The following is an 18,693-nucleotide window of genomic DNA, read 5'->3' on the forward strand; positions in this document are numbered from 1 at the left end:
CTCAGGGGCCGGTCACGCGGGGCAGCCACAGCGCGATATCGGGCATGATCATGAGCAGCACGATGGCCAGGATGTAGACGGTGACGAAGGGCAGCACGCCGACGAAGACATCGCCGATGCCGCCGCCATCCTTGCGCAACCCCTGCAGCACGTAGAGCACCGTGCCGTCCGGCGGACTGATCAGGGCGATCTCCACCAGCATGGTCACCACCACGCCGAACCAGATCGGGTCGTAGCCCAGCGCAACCACCACCGGGAAGATCACCGGGATGGTGGTGATGATCATGGAGAAACCCTCCATGAAGGTGCCGAGCGCCAGGTAGAAGCCGATGATCAGCCCCATGATGACCCAGGGCGGCAGCGGCAGGTCGCCGACGATGCGGGCCATCATCTGCGGCACGCCGAGCAGGGTGATGATGTAGTTCAGCACATAGGCGCCGAGCAGGATCAGCCCGATCATCGCCGTGTTGCGCGCCGTGGCTTCCGCACAGGCATGCAGCATGCGGAAGGAGAAGCGGCGTTCCACCACCGCGATGAAGATCGCCGCCACCACGCCGAGCGCCGCCGATTCGGTGGGCGTCGCCAGCCCGGCATAGATGGTGCCGAGCACCACCAGGATCAGCAGGATGGTCGGCACCAGGTCCCACAGCCCGCGGAGCTTCACCGCCATGGGGATGGGCTCGCCCGGCGGCGGGGCGCTGCCGCGCTTGGCCAGGATCACCAGGATGAAGGCCGCCATCACCAGCAGGGAGGGGCCGACGGCCGCCAGGTACAGCGCGCCGACCGAGGTTTCGGTGATCAGCGCGTAGATGATGAAGGTGATGCCGGGCGGGATCAAATTGCCCAGCGCGCCGCCGGCGGCCAGCGAGCCCAGCACCATCTTCGGGTCGTAGCCGCGCCCCTTGAAGAAGGGCATGGCGACGGAACCCATGGTGGCGGCCGTGGCGACGGAGGAGCCGGAGATGGCGGAGAACACGCCGGAGGCGACGATGTTGGTGTGCAGCAGCCCGCCCGGCATCCGGTTCAGCCACAGGTTCAGCGACCGGTACAGGCGCTCCGACAGTCCGGCGCGCAGCAGGATCTCGCCCATCAGCAGGAACAGCGGCACCGCCACCAGCACGAAGGAGGAGGAGGGCCCCCAGACGGTCTGGCCGAGGAAGGTCCAGAACGGCCGGTCCGAGAAGGCGAAGCCCGCCAGCAGGCCCAGCACGCCGAGCGCGGCGCCGACATAGATGCCGGCGGCGAAGAAGGTGATGAAGACGCCGAGCAGCACCAGCACGCTGCCGATCGGGATCTGCGTGCCGTCGCTGACGCCGGCCATGGACAGGCCGATGAAGATCACCAGCATGACGAGGATGAAGAAGACGGCGATCATCGGCGCGGTTCCGCCGCACCCAGCGCTTCCAGCGCCTCCTCCGCCTCCTCGACATAGCCGCGGGAGGAAAGGTTGCGCTCCAGCTGGTCGGCCTGGCCGGCGATGGCCAGCAGCAGGTTCTCCAGCAGCATGGCCGCGATCAGCAGCAGGAAGACCACCAGCCCGAAGGCCCAGAGGCCCTGCGGGATGGCGAGTGGCGTGCGCAGCAGGCTGATGTCGGTGGCGCCGAACAGCAGCGATTCATCCACCAGGTCCCAGGCGCCCTTGGCCACGAAGGCCATCAGCACGCCGAGCAGCAGAAGCGAGAGAAGATGCAGCCAGATGCGCAGCTTCTGCGGCAGCCGGTTCACCAGCATGTCGATGCGCACATGGCTGCGCGTGTTCAGCGCGTGGCCCAGGCCCCAGGCCATGCCGAAGGCCAGCATGTAGCCGCTGACCTCCGTCGTGGACTGGGTGCTGAAGCGCAGCAGCGACCGGGCCAGCACCTCGAAGGCGATGAAGAAGGCACAGAGCACGAAGCCCCAGCCGGCGACGAGACCCATCAGCGAGGACAGCGCGGCGATGGCGCGTCGGAGCGTGGTGGCGGCGTGCAGCATGCCTTTACTGCGCCGTGTAGCGGACGCTGGAGATCGGCGCGACGATGCGGTTGTAGGTCTCGCCGCAGGCCGCCCCGCAGCGCCGCACGAAGGCGGGCAGCACGGTGTTGGTCAGGGCGTTGCGCAGCGTCACCAGGTCTTCCGGCGTCGGGCGCGTCACCGTCATCGGGCGGTTCTCCACCAGCCGGCCGATGCTGCAACCGGCGCGCTGGCCGGTGTTGCAGGCGATGCCGTCCTCCGACGCCTCGTCACCCAGCTTCCACTGGGCCTCAACCACCTCGCCCATCACCTGCGTGATCAGGTCGCGGGCCGGCGCGTCCAGGCGGTTCCACCAGGCCAGGTTGACGAAGTAGCCGTAGGTGGACCACGCCACGGGCAGCGCATACATGTGCGTCGTCACCTCGTACCAGCGGGCGGCATTGCCCGACCCGGTGCCGGTGATGGCGCAATCCACCACGCCACGCTCCAGCGAGGGATAGACCTCGGGGAAGCCGATGCCGACGGCCTGGCCGCCGATGGCGCTGACGAAGTCGTTGATGCTGCCGCCGCCGGTGCGGATGCGCCGGCCGCGCAGCGCCGCCAGCGTCTCGGCCTTCTCGCGGCAGAACAGCACCTGCGCCGGATAGGGCGCGAGGCCGATGATGCGCACGCCGAAGCGCTGCAGCGCCTGGTTCATCTCCGGCAGCAGCGCCTCGCCCACCCGGCGGGCCTGGGCGATGGTGGGGTTCAGCCCGGCGAGGTCCGGCATGTCCAGCAGCGGCACGTCGCCGGCCACCGTGTTCAGCGGCACCGCGCCGATCTCCACCTGGCCGGACCGCGTCAGGCGGATGATCTCCGGCCCGTTCAGGTTGCGCTCCGGCCAGGTGGCGAGCGTGACGCGGATGCGGCCGTTGCTGCGGCTGGCCAGCGCATCGCGCAGCAGCGGCACGTCGACGCGGGTGTATTGCGGCTGCAGCGGGTTGGGCTGCGTCACCGCCTGGATGTTCACCTGCGGTCCCTGCGCCTGGGCCGTGCCGGCCAGAAGGCCGGCCGCCAGCAGCGCGGCGCCCGCCGCGCGGGTCAAATGGGCGATCGCGGTCATGGTTGTGTCAGTCCCCCTGTGTGTTGGATGCAAACTCCGTGCGCTACAGCAGGGAAAGGCTGCTGTTGCGCAGGTCCGTCACCAGCATGGCACCCGGCGCATGGGTGATGGCGAAGTCAGGGCATGCGGCGGCGATCACCGCCTGGGGCGTGACGCCGCAGGCCCAGAACACCGGAATCTCATCCTCCCGCACCGCCACCGTATCACCGTAGTCGGGGCGCGAAAGGTCCTCGATGCCGATCAGATGCGGGTGGCCGATGTGCACGGGCGCGCCGTGCACACAGGGGAAGCGACTGGTGATCTGGATGGCGCGGATTGCATCCGCCGCGCGCATCGGCCGCATGGAGACCACCATCGGCCCGGCAAAGCGGCCGGCCGGCGCGCAGGCGATGCTGGTGCGCCACATGCCGACATTGCAGCCCTGCTGCACATGCCGCAGCGGGATGCCGTCCTCCATCAGCGCATGCTCGAAGGTGAAGGAGCAGCCGAGCACGAAGGCCACCAGGTCGTCGCGCCAGAAGCCGGCGATGTCGGCGGGCTCCGCCATCAGCGCGCCGTCGCGCCACACCCGGTAGCGCGGCAGGTCGTGCCGCAGGTCCAGGTCGAGGCCGAGCGCCGGGATGCGCGGGCTGCCCGTCTCGCTGATGCCGAGCACCGGGCAGGGCTTCGGGTTGCGCTGGCAGAAGCGCAGGAACTCATCCGCCAGCGCCGCCGGCAGGATCGCCAGGTTGCCCTGCACGAAGCCGGGGGCGAGGCCGGAGGTATGTCCTGTCAATTCCCCGCGCCGCGCGGCATGGCGCACGGCCAGGCCATCCGGCAGCGCGGGCAGGGCGGGCGGCAGCGCATCGTCCGGCATCGGGTCAGGTCCCTGTCACGGGCTGCGATGATGCAGCCCTGCACGATCCGCGCCAATCGTGAATCGTGCGCCGGCGCGACAAGCCGGCCCGCTCCGCCCATCGGAACCGGCCCCGCGCCGGGCCATCGCGGGGCGGCATCGGCCACTTCGCGCTTTGCGACCGCCTGGGGCCAGGAACGGCCTCCTACCGCCCCGACCAGTGGACGAAGCGCTTCTCCAGCAGCAGGAAGCCCAGGTTCAGCAGGTAGCCCAGGGCGCCGGCGACGAAGATCACGCCGTACATCAGCCCGCTCTCGAACAGCATCTGCGCGTTGATCACCCGGTGCCCCAGGCCGTCGGTGGAGCCGATGAACATCTCCGCCACCACGACGATGACGAGGGCGAGCGAGATGCCGCTGCGCATGCCCACCAGGATCTGCGGCAGCGCCTCCCAGATCAGCACGTCCACCAGGATGCGCGGCGCGGTGGCGCCCATGATGCGCGCCGCCAGCACGCGGGTGCGCCGCGCATTGATCACGCCATAGGCGGCGTTGAACAGGATGACCAGCGCGGCGCCGAAGGCTGCGACGGCGATCTTGGTGCCCTCGCCCGGGCCGAACAGGATCAGGAACAGCGGGAACAGGGCGGAGGCCGGGGTGGAGCGGAAGAAATCCACCACGAACTCCACCCCGCGATACAGCCGCTCCGCCGCCCCCAGCGCCACGCCCAGCGGCACGCCGATGGCGCTCGCGATCAGGAAGGCCAGGCCGGTGCGCTCCACCGTCCGCCAAGTGTCGTGCGCCAGCGTGCCGGCGGCGAAGGCGTGCCAGGTCTCGGCGAAGGCTTCCGCCGGGGGCGGCAGCAGGATGGGATCGGCGATGCGGGCCCAGACCGCCAGCTGCCACAGCAGCACGAAGCCCACCGCGCCGGCCACGGGCGCCACCAGCGCCCTCATGCCGCCACCGCGCGCTGGAACACGTCCAGGCAGCGCGCCTTCAGCGCCATGAAGTCGGGCGAGGCCAGTGCCGCCGCCGCCCGTGGCCAGGGCAGGACGATCGGCACGTCGTCCGCCACCGTGGTGGGGCGGCGCGTCAGCATCAGCAGGCGGTCGGACAGCACGATGGATTCCTCCAGGTCGTGCGAGACCAGCAGCGTGGTGATGCCGAGGTCCTTCAGCACCCGCTGCAGCAGGTCGCGCAGCGCCAGCGTCGTCTCGAAATCCAGGGCGGAGAAGGGCTCGTCCAGGAACAGCACCTCCGGCTCCACCGCCAGGGCGCGCATGATGGAGACCAGCTGCTGCTGGCCGCCGGACAGCTCGTAGGGGTAGCGGTTCAGGTCGAAGCGCACGCGGAAGCGCTCCGCGAGCGCCGTCAGCCGGGCTTCCACCTGCGCCTTCGGCAGGCCCATGCGGCGCAGCGGGTAGCGGATGTTGTCCGCGGCGCGGCGCCAGGGGAACAGCGCCTCCCGGTAATTCTGGAAGACGTAGCCGACGCGGATCTCCGACACCTCGCGCCCGTCATACAGGATCTCGCCGCCATCCTTCGGCAGCAGGCCGGCGGCCATGTTGATCAGCGTGGACTTGCCGCAGCCATTGGGGCCGAAGATGCCGAGGATGTCGCCGCGCTTCACGTCCAGGTCGAAGCCCGAATACACCGGCTGCCCGCCGAAGGCCTTGCGCAGGCCGCGGATGGCGATGGCGGTTTCCCGTGGTGTCATGCTGGCGGCCGCGTGGCGTGGCATGCGCCCGCTGAAGGCGGGCGAGCGGCCGAATGGCCGCCGCGGCATGCGCTGCGAACCCACCGGCCTGAGGTTCGAACCGGGACCGACGAGTCGCTGAAGGCGGCCGTTGGTGTCACAGGGCGCGCAGGAAGCTGCCGACCTGGATCGGGTTGCGCACCACGCCCTGCGCCACGGCGAGGTCGACGAATTTCTGGAAATCCGCCAGGTCCTGCGCCGTCAGGTCCCTCACCATGACGAAGTTCACCAGCGGCACCGTGGGCGCCAGCTCCGCCGAGGTCTGCATGTGGCGGACCAGCAGCGGGCGCACGGTGGCGGGCTCCGCCTGGATCAGCGCGCAGGCGCGGGTCCAGGCGGCGGCGAATCGGCGGGCGACGTCCGGCTTCTCGGCCAGGAACTTCCCCGTCAGCGCCGCGCCGGCGGCAAAGGCCTGGGCTTCTGGCCGGCCGAGCAGATGCGTCGCGATCACGCCCGCCTCCAGCCGCCGCGCGGCGCCCGCGCGCACCGCGATGGTGGCCACCGGCTCCAGCGTATAGGCGGCATCGAAGGTGCCGGCGGCCAGCGCGCCGACATGCACGCCCATCTGCTGTTCCTGGAGCGTGTAGTCACCCTCCCGCAGCCCGTTCGCGGCCAGCACGGCGCGGGCGGCGGAGAGGTTCGCCGGGCCGGGGGCGGAGAGGATGCGCGCGCCGCGCAGATCCTTGATGGTCTGCGCCGGGTGCTGCGGGCGCACCACGAACTGCTCCATCTGGTAGCGCGCATTCTGCCCGTTCAGCGCAATGTAGAGCGCGGTGTTGGCGCGGCGCGCATTGATGTTGGCGCCTTCCAGCGTCACCAGGTTGGAGGCGGCCTCGACATCGCCGGCCACCATCGCCTGCACGATCAGCGGCGCCGCCTGCAGCGGAATGGCGCTGGGGGCGATGCCTGCCGCCGCGAAGAAGCCGTGCTCCACCGCCACGTAATAGGGCAGGGCGGAGGAGACGTTGAAGACCGCGACCCGTACCGCATCCGCGCCCTGGGCGCGGGCGATCATCGGCATGGCCAGGGCAGGGGCGGCGAGCAGCAGCGGGCGGCGGCGGATCATGCGGGGGTCCTCAAGCGAGTTGCGGATAGCGGGCGGGGTCGTGGAAGCTTTCGCCGGCGCGGTAGCGGCGGTGGTCCGACATGTCCGGCCGCGGCCCGGCTTCCGCCATGCCGTCGAAGGTGAGCTCCAGCTGCACGCCGGACGGGTCGTGCACGAAGAGCTGCCAGAGATGCGTGCCGGGCACGAGGAATTCGCGCCAGTCCAGCCGCGCGGCGCGGAAGCGCGCGACATAGGCGTGGTAGCCGTGGCAGGAGAGCGAGACATGGTCGATGGCGCCGGTGCCGACCGGCGCGCGCCCGTCCGCGCCCATCGCCGGGCCGCCGGCGTAGAGGTGCAGGATTGCCGCCCCGCCCGGCATCGGCACGGCCAGCCAGGCGCCGGGATAGCCGAAATCAGGCCGTGCCACCGGCCGCAGGCCGATGATGCGCGTGTAGAAGGCCAGGGTGGCCGGCAGGTCGTTGGTCTTCACCGCCACATGGAACAGGCCGGCGGTGATCGCCGCGCCATCCGCAGGGTCTGTCATCGCCGAGGCATCCGTCATCCACGGATTGATCAGCAACCCGCGTGCCAGGATCGGCCCGGCCAGATTCCGGCTGCCGACCGTCCCCGGGGACACCAGAGCGTTTTCAAGCCTTGCGGCTTCGCAAGGCGACTCGGAAAATGCGTCGAAACAACAAGCTGGAGCCGTTTCACCGTCCTCGGCGGCGGTGAAACGGCTCTAGCCGGCGTCGGTGTACAGCCGGCGCAGCTTCGCCATGAAGTCCGGCTGCCTCTTCGCCCGCGTCCCGGCCACCACATCCGTGGGCGGCAGCAGGGTGTCGGAGGCGGCAAGCGAGAAGGCGCGGACGAAATCGACGCGCGCATCCCGCGCCGCCGCCACCGCCGCGGCGTCGCCGCCCGTGCGCAGCACCCGTGCCGCCACCACGGCGCATTCCACCGCCTGCGTCGCGCCCTGGCCCAGCGTCGGCACCATGGCCTGCGCCGCATCGCCCAGGAACAGCGCGCGGCCGGCCAGCGCGTGGCGCAGCACCGGCACGGTGGCGGACCGCGCCCAGTGGATCTCCGGCAGATGCGCCGCGATTCGGTCCAGCATCCAGGCGACGGCCGGGCAGGGGGGCGCATCCGGCGGGGTGAACAGCGCGCGCTGCGCCGCCTCCGTCTTCATCGCCTCCGGGATCTGGCCCTCGGGCGGCAGCGGGAAGGTGCCGGCGATGTAGACGGCGCCGCCCGGCAGGCGGAAGGAAAGCAGCCGGGCATTGCCCTGGAACCACTGGCCGTAATCGTCATAGGGGCAATCCGCCGCATCACTGACCAGCAGGCGCCAGATGCAGGCGCCGAGCAGCGTCGCCGGCGGCTCCCCGGCCGCGAGCGCCCGCAGGCGGCTGTAGCGGCCATCGGCACCGACCAGCAGGTCGAAGCCGCCATGCCGCGCCAGCCCGTCTGCGGTGCGGAACACCGGCACCAGGCGGCCGGCCGCATCCTGCTCCAGCGCCTCCAGCGCGTGCCCGTTGCGCGTGCAGCCTGCCACGGGGGCGCGCAGCAGTCGGTAGAGTTCGGACCAGCGGATGCGCACGCCCGGCTCCTCCGCCACCTCGGCCAGGTCCAGGTCGAACAGCCGGGTGCCGTCGGTCAGGTCCACGAACCAGCGCTGCCAGGGCAGGGAGGCCGCGCGCAGCGCCGCGTGCCGCGCCGGCCTGTGCAGCCGCAGCGCCTTCAGCGCATTGGGGCCGATGTTCAGCCCGGTGCCGGCTTCCGCCTGGTCGCCCGGCGCCACGCGCTCGAAGGCGGTGACGTCGAACCCCTCCAGCCCCTCCGCCAGCAGGCTGCCGGCGACGCCGGTGCCGATGATGCCGATGCGCATGAATCCGATCCGATGGTCCACGCGCCGCCGTGCAATCGCCGCGCCAGCGGGATTATGCTCCGGCCATGCCCAGCCTCGCCATCCACCGCCTGCCCATGGCCCATCCGGGCGACGTCTCGGCCCTGACCGCGCTGATCGACCGCGGCGCGGTGGCGGCCGGCGACATCCGCGCGGTGATCGGCAAGACCGAGGGCAATGGCGGGCTGAACGACTTCACCCGCGGCTTCTTCACCCAGACGCTGATGCTGCTGCTGGCGCGGGAGACCGGGCAGGACCTGGCGGCGCTGGCCGCGCGCATCCCCTGCGTGCTGTCCGGCGGCACGGAGGGCGCGCTGTCGCCGCATTTTCTCCTGTTCGCCGTGGACCGCGCGGCCGGCGGCGCCCGCGGCCTGGCGCTCGGCACCGCCTTCAGCCCGCCCACCCCGGCGGAGCAGATCGGCCGCGACTCGCAGATCGAGGCAGTGGCGCAGGCGGTGCGGGATGCCATGGCGGATGCCGGCATCGCGCGGGCCGCGGATGTGGCGCTGGTGCAGGTGAAGGCGCCCTGCGCCCAGGCGCCGGGGCCGGGCGCGCGCGCCGGCGATCCGCGCCTGCTGATGGCGCTGTCCCGCGCCGCCGCGGCCTTCGGCGTGGGCCGCGCGTTGGGCGACATCCCCGAAGGCGGGGAGGATGCCCTGCTGCGCGACCGGCACCTGTTCTCCAACCGCGTCAGCATCTCCTCCGGCATCGAGGTGGTGGCGAATGAGGTGGTGGTGTTCGGCCAGGCCGATGGCTGGGCGCCGGGGCTCACGGCCGGCGTGGCGCCGATGGCGGATCTGCTGGACCTGCCGGGCGTCTGCGCCGCCTTCCGCGCGGCGGGGCTGGAGGCCGCGCCCGCGGTGCCGGCGGCGCAGCGCGGCCGCGTGCTGGGCGTGATCGCCAAGGGCGAGCCCGATGCCGCCGGCGCCATCCGCGGCGCCCGCCACACCATGCTGGGCGACACGGACCTGGACGCGCAGCGGCACCTGCGCGGCGCGCTTGGCGCCATCGTCGCCAGCGTGGCCGGCGATGGCCAGGTCTTCGTCAGCGGCGGGGCGGAACACCAGGGCCCCCCGGGCGGCGGCCTGGTCTGCGTCTTCGCCCGGGACTGATTTTGCCGTCAGGCGCCGGGCCTTCGTTCTCAGGCCCCGGCCAGCGCCCGCAGCCGGGCCAGGTCGGCGGCATCCACGCTGACCCCCTCCGTCCTCTGGCGCTTCAGGGTGGCGATCTCCCGCTGCCCGGGCAGCAGCACCGGCCGGGCCGGGTCGGCCGGGGGGGTGGCGTGCAGGATGCCGGTGAAGTCCGCCATGCGCGCGGCCAGCGTGGCGCGGTCCGCCAGCTTCGTCGCATCGATGGCGATGAAGACATGGCCGAGATCCTGCGCCACCTCCGGCGTCTTGTCCCAGGCTCGCACCCGCGTCAGGTAGCTGGCGCCGGAAAGCAGGCCGGCGAGCAGGTCCACCATCACCGCCAGCCCGTAGCCCTTGTGGCCGCCCACCGGGAGCAGGAAGCCGGCCAGCGCCGCCCTGGCGTCCAGCGTCGGCTGCCCCGCCGAATCGGTCGCCCAGCCTTCGGGCAGGGGCTCGCCGCGCGCCGCCAGGTCGCGGATCTTCGCCCGCGCGGCAACGGACAGCGCCATGTCCAGCACCACCGGTTCGCCGCCCGGGAAGGGCATGCCGAGACCGAGCGGGTTGTTGCCCAGCCGCGTGTCCCGCCCGCCCCAGGGCGCGATGGTGGTGGTGGCGTTGGAGGCGATGATACTCGCGAAACCCTGCTCCGCCGCGGCCAGCGCATAGGGCAGGATCGGCCCGAAATGGTTGCTGCCGCGGGCGAAGGCGGCGCCGATGCCGCAATCCCGCGCACCGTCCAGCGCCGCCTGCAGCGCCCGCATGCCGACCAGCGGCCCGACGCCGTTGCGGCCATCGACCATGGCCAGCGCCGGCATCACGCGCTCCACCGCCAGCTCGGCCCGCGCATCGATGCCGCCGACGGCGACGCGGCCGAGATACTGCGCGACGCGGCTGATGCCATGGGTGGTGAGGCCCGCGGCCTCCGCCACCACCAGCACGCCGGCGGCCAGCGCCGCATCCGCGGGCCGCATCCCGCCGGCTTCCAGCGCCCGCAGCACCAGGCTGCGCAGCGCCGGCTCGGCGATGGTCTCCCGGCTCACTTCCCGGGCCAGACCGCCGCGGGGATGTACACCTCGCCCTTCATGATGCGGCGCGCGGTGCGCAGCGTGCCGCCGCCGAGGATGGTGGCGCTGCCGTCTTCCGCCGTGCCGGTGGTGATGACGGCTTCCATGACGCCGGTCGGGTGTTCCAGCGTCACCATCTCCCGCGCCTCGGCATTCACCACGGCGATGCCGGCGGCGACCGTGCCGGGCAGCTTGCAGGCGCTGGCGATGCAGATGCCGCCGGTCACGGCCATGGCTTCATGCGTCGCCAGCGGCGTGAAGTAGCGCGCGGCAACGCCCGCCCCGCCGGCGGGCTCCGCCACCATGGCGAATTTCGGCATCACCTTGCCGGCGACATCGCCCATGCCCATGGCCAGCCCGGCGGCGCGGCGGATGCGCTCGATCCGCGCCATGAAATCGCGGTCCGCGTCCAGTTCCTTGGCCGATTCGCGCGCCGTCTTGCCGAGGTCCCGGGCGCGGGCGATCACCACCGGCATGGCGACGTCGAGACAGGTGACGTCGACGCCCTCGATATGGTCCATCGGGTTGCCCGTGGGCATCAGCCTGCCGGTGGCGCCGCCCACGGCGTCGGCGAAGTTCAGCACGATGGGCGCGGCGGTGCCGGGCACGCCGGCGATCGCGGCATCGCCGTCATAGGTCACGCGGCCGCCCGGGGTCTGCACCACCGCCTCGATCAGCGCGCCGGTGTTCACCGCGCGGATCAGCACCTTGGTTTCCCCATCCTCGGCCGGCACCAGGCCTTCCTCGATGGCGAAGGGGCCGATGCCGGCCAGCATGTTGCCGCAGGTGGGGCCCCAGTCGACGAAGTCCTTGTCCACCGAGACCTGGGCGAACAGGTAGTCCACCTGCTGCTTCTCGCCCGGCGCCGCCTTGCTGACCATGACGGTCTTGCTGGTCAGCGTGGTGGCGCCGCCCAGCCCGTTGATCTGCCGCGCATCCGGGGAGCCCATCACGGCCAGCAGCACGCGGCCGGCATCCTCGCGGCTTTCCGGCAGGTCGCCGCGGTGGAAATAGGGACCGCGGCTGGTGCCGCCGCGCATGAAGGTGCAGGGGATGGCGGTCTGGAGGGTCATCGGAGGGTCCTTGCAGGCGCTCAGCGGAACGGCCAGGGCAAGTCGAAATACTCCTGCAGCAGGCCGCCGGGGAAGACCAGGTTCAGCGCATTGGCCAGTACGAGCATCAGGCCGCCCGCACCGGCGGTCAGCGCCACCGCCTGCACCCAGGAAGACCGCGCCACGACCCGCAGGAAGACCATGAAAAAGCCGACCAGCGCGGCGAAGAAGCCAACCAGGCCGATCGCGCCCATGAAGCCCAGGAACCACAGCAGGAAGCGCCACGGCCCGCCATCGCGGGCCTCGGCCTCGCTGTCGAAATTGGCGGACCCCGCGGCGACCGGGCCGCGCGCCTGCTGCACCAGCAGCAGCAGCGTCGCCAGCCCGCCGACGATGCCGACCGCGATCGGGAAGATCTGCGCGAGGAAGGAGACGCCCAGCCCCTGCTGGATGGCGAAGCCGAAGCCGGCCAGCACGACGCAGGAGAAGGCGATCTGCGGCGTCATGTTGCGCGCGACGGAGGTCTCCGCCGAGCCTTCGGTGTGGATCGTGCTGCCGCTCTTCGTCCCGCGCAGACCGGCCCAGATGGAAATGATCGTGATGGCCGCGATCACCAGCACCAGCGGCCGCGTCACGAAGCCCCAGCCATAGAACTGCACCGCCTGGTACAGGTAGCGCTCCCCACCCAGCGCCAGGACGAAGCCGATGAGGAAGGCGGGCCGTGACCAGCCGAAGCGGCGCAGGAAGATGCCGAGGATGCCCATGAACAGCAGCGCCATCAGGTCGGCGAAGCTGCGCGTCGCCTGGAAGGCGGCGAAGCAGATCACCATGATCATGAAGGGCGCGATCAGCGCGTAGCGCACCGCCGTCAGCTTCGCGATCCCCGGCGCCAGCAGGATGCACATCGCCGTGCCGATGACGTTGGCGATCGCGAGCGACCAGATGATGGTGTAGGTGATGCCGAGGTCGGTGCTGGCCATGCCCGGGCCGGGCTGGATGCCGAGCAGGATCATCGCGGCGAGGAAGATCGCCATCGAGCCGGAACCCGGGATGCCGAACAGCAGCGTCGGCAGCAGCGCCCCGGCCGCGGTGGCGTTGTTGGCGGATTCGGGCGCGATCACGCCGCGGATGTCACCCTTGCCGAATTGCGACTTGTCCCGCGTGGTCTGCACCACATGGCCATAGGCGATCCAGTCCACCACGCTGCCACCGATGCCGGGGATCGCGCCGATCAGCGCGCCGATGCCGGAACAGCGCAGCGTCAGCCAGATGTTGCCCAGCGTGTCCCGCACGCCGCGGAACCAGCCGCGGCCGAGCTGCGCACCCTGCGCGATGGAACCGCCGCCGCGCAGCAGGTCCAGGATCTCCGGCAGCGCGAAGATGCCGAGCGCCACGGTGACCAGCGGAATGCCATCGATCAGGTACAGCAGGTTGAAGTCCATGCGGTATTCGCTGGTGGCCGGCGCCGCGCCGACCAGCCCGAAGCCGAGGCCGAGGCAGGCGGAGGCGATGCCCTTCACCATGTTGGCGCCCGACAGCACGCCCACCATCGAAAGCCCGAACAGCGTCAGCATGAACAGCTCGGCGGTGCCGAAGGACAGGATGATCGGGCTGGCGATCAGCACGGCGAAGGTCAGCAGCAGCGCGCCGAACAGCCCGCCGATCATCGAGGCCGCGAAGGCCGCCGACAGCGCGCGCGCCGCCTGGCCCTGCTTGGCCAGCGGAAAGCCGTCCAGCACCGTGGCCTGGGAGGCCGAGGAGCCGGGGATGCCCATCAGGATGGAGGTGAAGGTATCGGCGGTCGGGATGATGGCCAGCAGGCCGATCAGCATGGCGAGCGCCGAGGTCGCATCCATGCCGTACAGGAAGGGCAGCAGCAGCGACAGGCCGGCGATGCCGCCCACCCCTGGCAGCACGCCGATCACCAGGCCAAGGCTGACGCCGGCCAGCATGTAGCTCATGTGCTGCAGCGTCAGCAGATTGCCGAGCGTCGCGAAGAACAGGTCGATCATCGGGCAGGTGGCCTTCGCGGCGCGGGACGGCGGGGCGGCGCCTCGGCGCCGCGCCCGCCCGGCCGCTCAGAAGCGGACGTTGTGGTTGGTGGTGAGGAAGTTCCGCACCCAGGCGCGGGCCTCGGGCTTGATGCTGGTGGCAACGCGGTAGACCGCATCCACGTCATCGCCCACCGCCTGCTTGTACTCGCCCAGCACATCGCCCTTGCGCGCCTGCAGCTCCGGGTCCGCCACCGCATCGGCGAAGGCCTTCTTGTAGGCGGCGACGATGTTGGCCGGCGTGCCCTGCGGCAGCAGCGCCGGCTTCTGCCCGGCGAAGCCGGAGGCGAAGAAGGCGAGGTAGGCGTCGAACTCCACGCCCGACGGCTTGCGGCCGTTCAGCATCTCGTACACCTCGACGAAATGCGGCAGGTCCGGGAAGGACGGATCGCGCTGCACATTGCCCTGGCCGTCCAGCACGCCGTAGGAGAACATCGGCACTGCTGTCCCCGCCTGCACCAGCGGCATCACCTGGGTGAGGAAGGCGGAGGAGGTCTGGTAGTCGATGGTGATCTCGCCACGCATCAGGCCGAGCCGCGCCTCGCCACGCCCGCGCATGCCGAAGACGAAGCGCACATTCAGCCCGAGCAGGCGGAAGGCCAGCATTGGCACGAGGTCGAGCGAGGTCGCGCCCTGGCTGCCATAGACCAGTTCCCGGTCGCGCAGCCGGCCGAGCTGGGACGCATTCTCGATGCCCAGGCTCTTCGGCAGGTAGACCACGCCGCCGGTGGGCGAGACATAGGTCGGGATCATCTTGGTGTAGTCGTAGCGCACCCGCGGATCGCCCAGCAGGTAGGGGAACTGGGTGGAGCCGGAGGTGCCGATGAAGCTCAGCCCGTCCGGCCGCGCGCGCTGGTAGAAGGTGTTGGTGCCGGTGATGGAGCCGCCGCCAGGCACGTTGCGAACGATGACGTTCGGCCTGCCCGGCAGGTGCTTGGCGAGATAGGGCGCCATGAAGCGCGCCCAGACGTCGCTGCCGCCGGCTTCAGCGAACGGGATGACGAATTCGATGGTCCGGCCGGCGAAGTCCTGCGCCTGCGCCGAACCGGCGAAGGGCGCCGTGGCCGCGGCGGCGCCGAGGCCGGCACCCAGGCGAAGCAGGTCGCGGCGGCCGGACAGGTAGGGGGTGCCTGGACGTGTCATGTTGTGTCTCCCGAAACTTCTTGGCGGGTTGGCTCCCGCACCGCCAGATCAATAGCGTCGGAAACCCGGCCGAAGCAAAGCCCTCGTTTCCCACGCCGCATGCCGCCGCGCCGCGACGGCATTCCAGTTTCGGTCTTTGTCGCAAAAGCGATGGCTCGTCCATCTTTCTTGTTGGTCCGGCGCGAGGATGCGGGGGTGACGGCCCCGGACGCACCCGGCACAATGGCGCATCAGGCGTGCCGAGACGCGCCAGCCGGAGGATACAAGATGCATCGCAGACAGGCCCTGGGACTCGCCGGCGCCGCGCTCGCCGCCCCCCTCCTCGCCACCGGCGCCGCCCGCGCGCAGGACGCCTGGCCGATCCGCCAGGTGCGCGTGGTGATTCCCTTCGCCGCCGGCGGGCCGCAGGACATTCCCGCGCGCATCATCGCCGAACGGCTGAGCCGCACGCTGGGCGCCACCTTCATCGTGGAGAATCGGCCCGGCGTCGGCGGCGGCCTGGGCGCGCAGATGGTGGCGAACTCGGCGCCCGATGGCGGGACGCTGCTGTTCATCTCCTCCTCCGTCGCCATCCTGCCGACGCTGCAGAAGCAGTTGAACTTCGACCCGCGCCGCGACCTGGCGCCGCTGACCGTGGTCTGCGACGTGCCGGCCGGGCTGATGGTGCGCATCGACAGCCGCTTCGACAGCCTGGCGTCGCTGCTGGCGGAAGCGAAGGCCAATCCGGGCAAGCTCACCTACGGCTCGGGCGGCGTCGGCTCCGCCAACCACCTGGCCGGGGCGCAATTCGCGGCGCTGGCGGGCATCGAGACGGTGCACGTGCCCTATCGCGGCATCAGCCAGGCGGTGAACGCGATCTACACCGGGGAGATCGACTACATCTTCGGCAGTTCGGTGGAGGTGCTGGCGCATTACCGCCAGGGGCGCGCCCGCCTGCTGGGCATGACCATGCCGCAGCGCGTGCCCGCGGTGCCGGAAATTCCCGCCATCGCCGAGCAGGTGCCGGGCTTCACCGCGCCGAACTGGTTCGCGATGTTCGCGCCGAAGGGCATGCCGGCCCCGCTGATGCAGCGCCTGGTTGCGGAGCTGAAGGCAATGCACAATGACGAGGTGCTGGTCAGCCGCCTTGGCCCCGCCGCCGCCATCGTCCGCATGGATGGGCCGGAGGCGCTGGCGGCGCAGCTGGCGGCGGAGATCCCGCGCTGGGAAGGCGTGATCCGCAGCGCCGGCATCAACCCGCAGGGCTGATGGGTTGGTGGCGGCGTCGCTCAGGCCAGCGTCGCCGCCACCTTCACCGCGCTCTGCTCGCCCAGGATCTCCCGGATCGCCTGGCGCAGCAGGCGCACGTCGCGGATGCGGCTGAAGCCGGGGCGGTGGAACAGCGCCACGTCGCGCGCCATGCTGCCATCGCCGATGCGGCGATAGGCCACCATGTCGTCCAGCAGCGCACCCACCTGCACGGCGAGCTGCGGCATGAAGGAACAGCCGACGCCGGCGGCGACCATCTGGCGCAGCGTCTCCAGGCTGGCGGCCTGCAATTCGGGCCGGTCCTCCTGCAGCCGGGTCGGGCAATAGGCCAGGGCGTGGTCGCGCAGGCAGTGGCCCTCGCTCATCAGGATCAGCTCGGCCACCGGGATATCCTCCCGCGTCACCTGCTCCACCCGGGCCAGCGGGTGGTCGCGCGGCACCACCAGCACGAATTCCTCGCGGAACAGCCGCAGCTCCGTCAGCTCCGGCCCCGGCAGGGGCGAAGCGGCCAGGATCGCATCCAGCTCCCCTTCCTCCACCTGCCGGGCGATCTGCCGCGTCAGCCCCTCGGACAGCAGCAGGCGCAGCTGCGGGAAGCGCGCGCGCAGCGGCTTCAGCAGGAAGGGCACCAGGTAGGGGCCGAGCGTGGAAATGACGCCGAGCCGGAAGGTGCCCTCCAGCGGCGCGGCGCCGGCGGCCGCGATCTCGAACATCCGCCGCGCCTCGGACACCACCAGCCGCGCCTGCGCCACCAGCTCCGCCCCGCGCGCCGTCACCAGCACGCCACGCGGCGCGCGCTCGAAGCACTCCACCTGCAGCAATTCCTCGATCTTGCGGATCTGCGCGGACAGCGTCGGCTGGCTGACGGCACAGGCCTGGGCGGCGCGGCCGAAGCTGAGATGCTCGGCCACCGCCAGCAGGTATTCCAGGTCGCGCAGCGACAGGCCGGCGAGGGTCATGGCGCAATCCTTCCGGATGGGGGCTGAAGCCTTCGCACCGCGCGGCTGAACGATGCGGCAGGGCATCAGATACGCGCCGCCAGGGGGGCGGGTCCAGGGGGTGACGGCGGCGCCGGATTGACCACCCCGGCCGCCCCGCCTACCCCTGAGCGGGCAGGAGGAAGCCGCGTGGACAGGGACCAGACGCAGCCGCGCCAGCCGAAGCGGCGCCGGGAATTCAACGCCGCGGCGCAGGGCGCGCTCGACGGGGTGCGGGTGGTGGACCTCTCCCGCCTCGTCGCCGGCAACATGCTCACCAAGGTGCTGGCCGACCATGGGGCGGAGGTGCTGAAGGTGGAGCCGCCGGCCGGCGACAGCCTGCGCGCCTGGAAGGTGGGCGGCATCGAGACCGCCTGGAAGACCTGGTGCCGCAACAAGCGCAGCCTGTGCCTGGACCTGCGCCAGGCGCCGGCGGTGGCGGTGGTGAAGCGCCTGGCGGAAGGGGCGGCCATCCTCGTCGAAAGCTTCCGCCCCGGCGTGCTGGAGGAGATGGGCCTGGCGCCCGAAACCCTGCTGGCGCTGAACCCGCGGCTGGTCATCGTCCGCATCTCCGGCTGGGGGCAGACCGGCCCCTACCGCCACAAGCCCGGCTTCGGCACGCTGGTGGAAGGCTATGCCGGATTCGCGGCGCTGAACGGCTTCGCCGACCGCGAACCGGTGCTGCCGCCGATGTTCATGGCGGATGCCTATGCCGGGCTCTACGGCGCCTCCGCCGTCATGATCGCGCTGCGCCACGCCGAAGCCACCGGGCAGGGGCAGGTCATCGACCTCTCGCTGTTCGAGCCGATGTTCACGGTGCTGGAACCGCAGATGGCGAATTGGCGGGTCAGCGGCAAGGTGAAGCCGCGCACCGGCAGCCGCAGCACCAACACCGCGCCACGCAACGCCTACCGCACCCGCGACGGCGGCTGGCTGAGCCTGTCCACCTCCACCCAGGCGGTCTTCGTGCGCCTGATGCACAGCATCGGCCGGCCGGAACTGGTGGACGACCCGCGCTTCCGCAGCAACCCCGACCGCCTGGCGAACATCGACATCATCGACGGCATCATCCGCGACGCGCTCGGCCAGATGGACCGCGCCGAGGCCCTGGCGAAGTTCGACCGCGACGGGGTCACCATCGGCCCGATCATGGACGTGGCGGAGCTGGACCAGGACGCCTACATCGCCGATCGCGAAGCCCTGGTGGAAGTGCCGGACGCGGACATGCCGGACGGCACCCTGCCCATGCACGGCGAAGTCCCGCGCCTGTCCCTCACCCCCGGCATCCTGCGCAACCCGGCGCCCCGCCTCGGCGAACACAACGACACCGTGCTGACCCCCCTGCTGGGTGCCACCGAACTCGCCCGCCTGCGCGCGGCGGGCGTGGTGCTGGGCGAGGGGTGAGAGGCGCTGGGCGGCCGGCGGGGAGGGCGCTGCCCTC

At 71.4% G+C, this 18,693-nt stretch carries 17 protein-coding genes; 3 read left to right on the forward strand and 14 right to left on the reverse strand.

The annotated features are described in order from the left end of the window. Position 1 precedes the first annotated feature (1 nt). From HEQ75_RS01965 to HEQ75_RS02005, 9 genes are all read right to left on the reverse strand, one after another. Positions 2-1,375 carry a TRAP transporter large permease gene (locus tag HEQ75_RS01965; protein WP_235961188.1) on the reverse strand — a complete coding sequence of 458 codons (1,374 nt, stop codon included), beginning with the start codon at positions 1,373-1,375 and terminating at the stop codon, positions 2-4. Continuing rightward, positions 1,372-1,971 (reverse strand): TRAP transporter small permease subunit, encoded by a 600-nt coding sequence (locus tag HEQ75_RS01970; RefSeq protein ID WP_168027239.1) that lies wholly within the window; start codon positions 1,969-1,971, stop codon positions 1,372-1,374. The genes HEQ75_RS01965 and HEQ75_RS01970 overlap by 4 nt, the downstream gene beginning before the upstream one ends. 4 nt (positions 1,972-1,975) lie before the next feature. Beyond that, a complete protein-coding gene (gene dctP / locus HEQ75_RS01975) occupies positions 1,976-3,052 on the reverse strand; it encodes a TRAP transporter substrate-binding protein DctP (RefSeq protein WP_168027240.1) in 1,077 nt (358 codons plus the stop codon). A 43-nt stretch (positions 3,053-3,095) separates the two neighbouring features. Further along, a complete protein-coding gene (locus HEQ75_RS01980; protein WP_168027241.1) occupies positions 3,096-3,908 on the reverse strand; it encodes a putative hydro-lyase in 813 nt (270 codons plus the stop codon). A 184-nt stretch (positions 3,909-4,092) separates the two neighbouring features. Next, positions 4,093-4,842 (reverse strand): ABC transporter permease, encoded by a 750-nt coding sequence (locus tag HEQ75_RS01985; protein WP_168027242.1) that lies wholly within the window; start codon positions 4,840-4,842, stop codon positions 4,093-4,095. Next, the gene (locus tag HEQ75_RS01990) at positions 4,839-5,627 is read right to left on the reverse strand and encodes an ABC transporter ATP-binding protein (protein ID WP_168027243.1); all 789 of its coding nucleotides are present in this window, start codon (positions 5,625-5,627) and stop codon (positions 4,839-4,841) included. The genes HEQ75_RS01985 and HEQ75_RS01990 overlap by 4 nt, the downstream gene beginning before the upstream one ends. A gap of 112 nt (positions 5,628-5,739) precedes the next feature. Then, positions 5,740-6,708: an ABC transporter substrate-binding protein gene (locus HEQ75_RS01995; protein ID WP_168027244.1), complete on the reverse strand. Its 969-nt coding sequence runs from the start codon at positions 6,706-6,708 to the stop codon at positions 5,740-5,742. 10 nt (positions 6,709-6,718) lie between these two features. Continuing rightward, positions 6,719-7,324: a VOC family protein gene (locus tag HEQ75_RS02000; RefSeq protein ID WP_209318300.1), complete on the reverse strand. Its 606-nt coding sequence runs from the start codon at positions 7,322-7,324 to the stop codon at positions 6,719-6,721. A 102-nt stretch (positions 7,325-7,426) separates the two neighbouring features. Next, a complete protein-coding gene (locus HEQ75_RS02005; protein ID WP_168027245.1) occupies positions 7,427-8,569 on the reverse strand; it encodes a flavin-dependent monooxygenase in 1,143 nt (380 codons plus the stop codon). Between the two features lie 65 nt (positions 8,570-8,634). Between HEQ75_RS02005 and atzD the strand changes: the two genes are divergently transcribed. Continuing rightward, positions 8,635-9,699: a cyanuric acid amidohydrolase gene (gene atzD, locus HEQ75_RS02010; RefSeq protein ID WP_168027246.1), complete on the forward strand. Its 1,065-nt coding sequence runs from the start codon at positions 8,635-8,637 to the stop codon at positions 9,697-9,699. A 29-nt stretch (positions 9,700-9,728) separates the two neighbouring features. Here the strand turns inward: atzD and HEQ75_RS02015 are convergent, their stop codons facing one another. From HEQ75_RS02015 to HEQ75_RS02030, 4 genes are all read right to left on the reverse strand, one after another. Then, entirely contained in the window at positions 9,729-10,757 is a 1,029-nt protein-coding gene (locus tag HEQ75_RS02015) for an Ldh family oxidoreductase (protein WP_168027247.1), read from the reverse strand. Further along, complete coding sequence (locus HEQ75_RS02020) at positions 10,754-11,854, reverse strand: 4-oxalomesaconate tautomerase (RefSeq protein WP_168027248.1); 1,101 nt, start codon at positions 11,852-11,854, stop codon at positions 10,754-10,756. The genes HEQ75_RS02015 and HEQ75_RS02020 overlap by 4 nt, the downstream gene beginning before the upstream one ends. A gap of 20 nt (positions 11,855-11,874) precedes the next feature. Continuing rightward, entirely contained in the window at positions 11,875-13,845 is a 1,971-nt protein-coding gene (locus HEQ75_RS02025) for a tripartite tricarboxylate transporter permease (protein ID WP_168027249.1), read from the reverse strand. A gap of 66 nt (positions 13,846-13,911) precedes the next feature. Continuing rightward, positions 13,912-15,027, reverse strand: a complete 1,116-nt coding sequence (locus HEQ75_RS02030; protein ID WP_168027250.1) for a Bug family tripartite tricarboxylate transporter substrate binding protein — start codon at positions 15,025-15,027, stop codon at positions 13,912-13,914. A 267-nt stretch (positions 15,028-15,294) separates the two neighbouring features. Between HEQ75_RS02030 and HEQ75_RS02035 the strand changes: the two genes are divergently transcribed. Next, positions 15,295-16,275: a Bug family tripartite tricarboxylate transporter substrate binding protein gene (locus HEQ75_RS02035; protein ID WP_168027251.1), complete on the forward strand. Its 981-nt coding sequence runs from the start codon at positions 15,295-15,297 to the stop codon at positions 16,273-16,275. A 20-nt stretch (positions 16,276-16,295) separates the two neighbouring features. Here the strand turns inward: HEQ75_RS02035 and HEQ75_RS02040 are convergent, their stop codons facing one another. Beyond that, positions 16,296-17,234 carry a LysR substrate-binding domain-containing protein gene (locus tag HEQ75_RS02040; protein ID WP_168027252.1) on the reverse strand — a complete coding sequence of 313 codons (939 nt, stop codon included), beginning with the start codon at positions 17,232-17,234 and terminating at the stop codon, positions 16,296-16,298. 168 nt (positions 17,235-17,402) lie between these two features. Here HEQ75_RS02040 and HEQ75_RS02045 point away from each other — a divergent pair, with 168 nt between their 5' ends. Then, complete coding sequence (locus tag HEQ75_RS02045) at positions 17,403-18,656, forward strand: CaiB/BaiF CoA transferase family protein (protein ID WP_168027253.1); 1,254 nt, start codon at positions 17,403-17,405, stop codon at positions 18,654-18,656. Positions 18,657-18,693: the final 37 nt, after the last annotated feature.

Origin of the sequence: Falsiroseomonas selenitidurans (genome assembly GCF_012103215.1) — a bacterium.
Lineage (GTDB): Bacteria > Pseudomonadota > Alphaproteobacteria > Acetobacterales > Acetobacteraceae > Falsiroseomonas > Falsiroseomonas selenitidurans.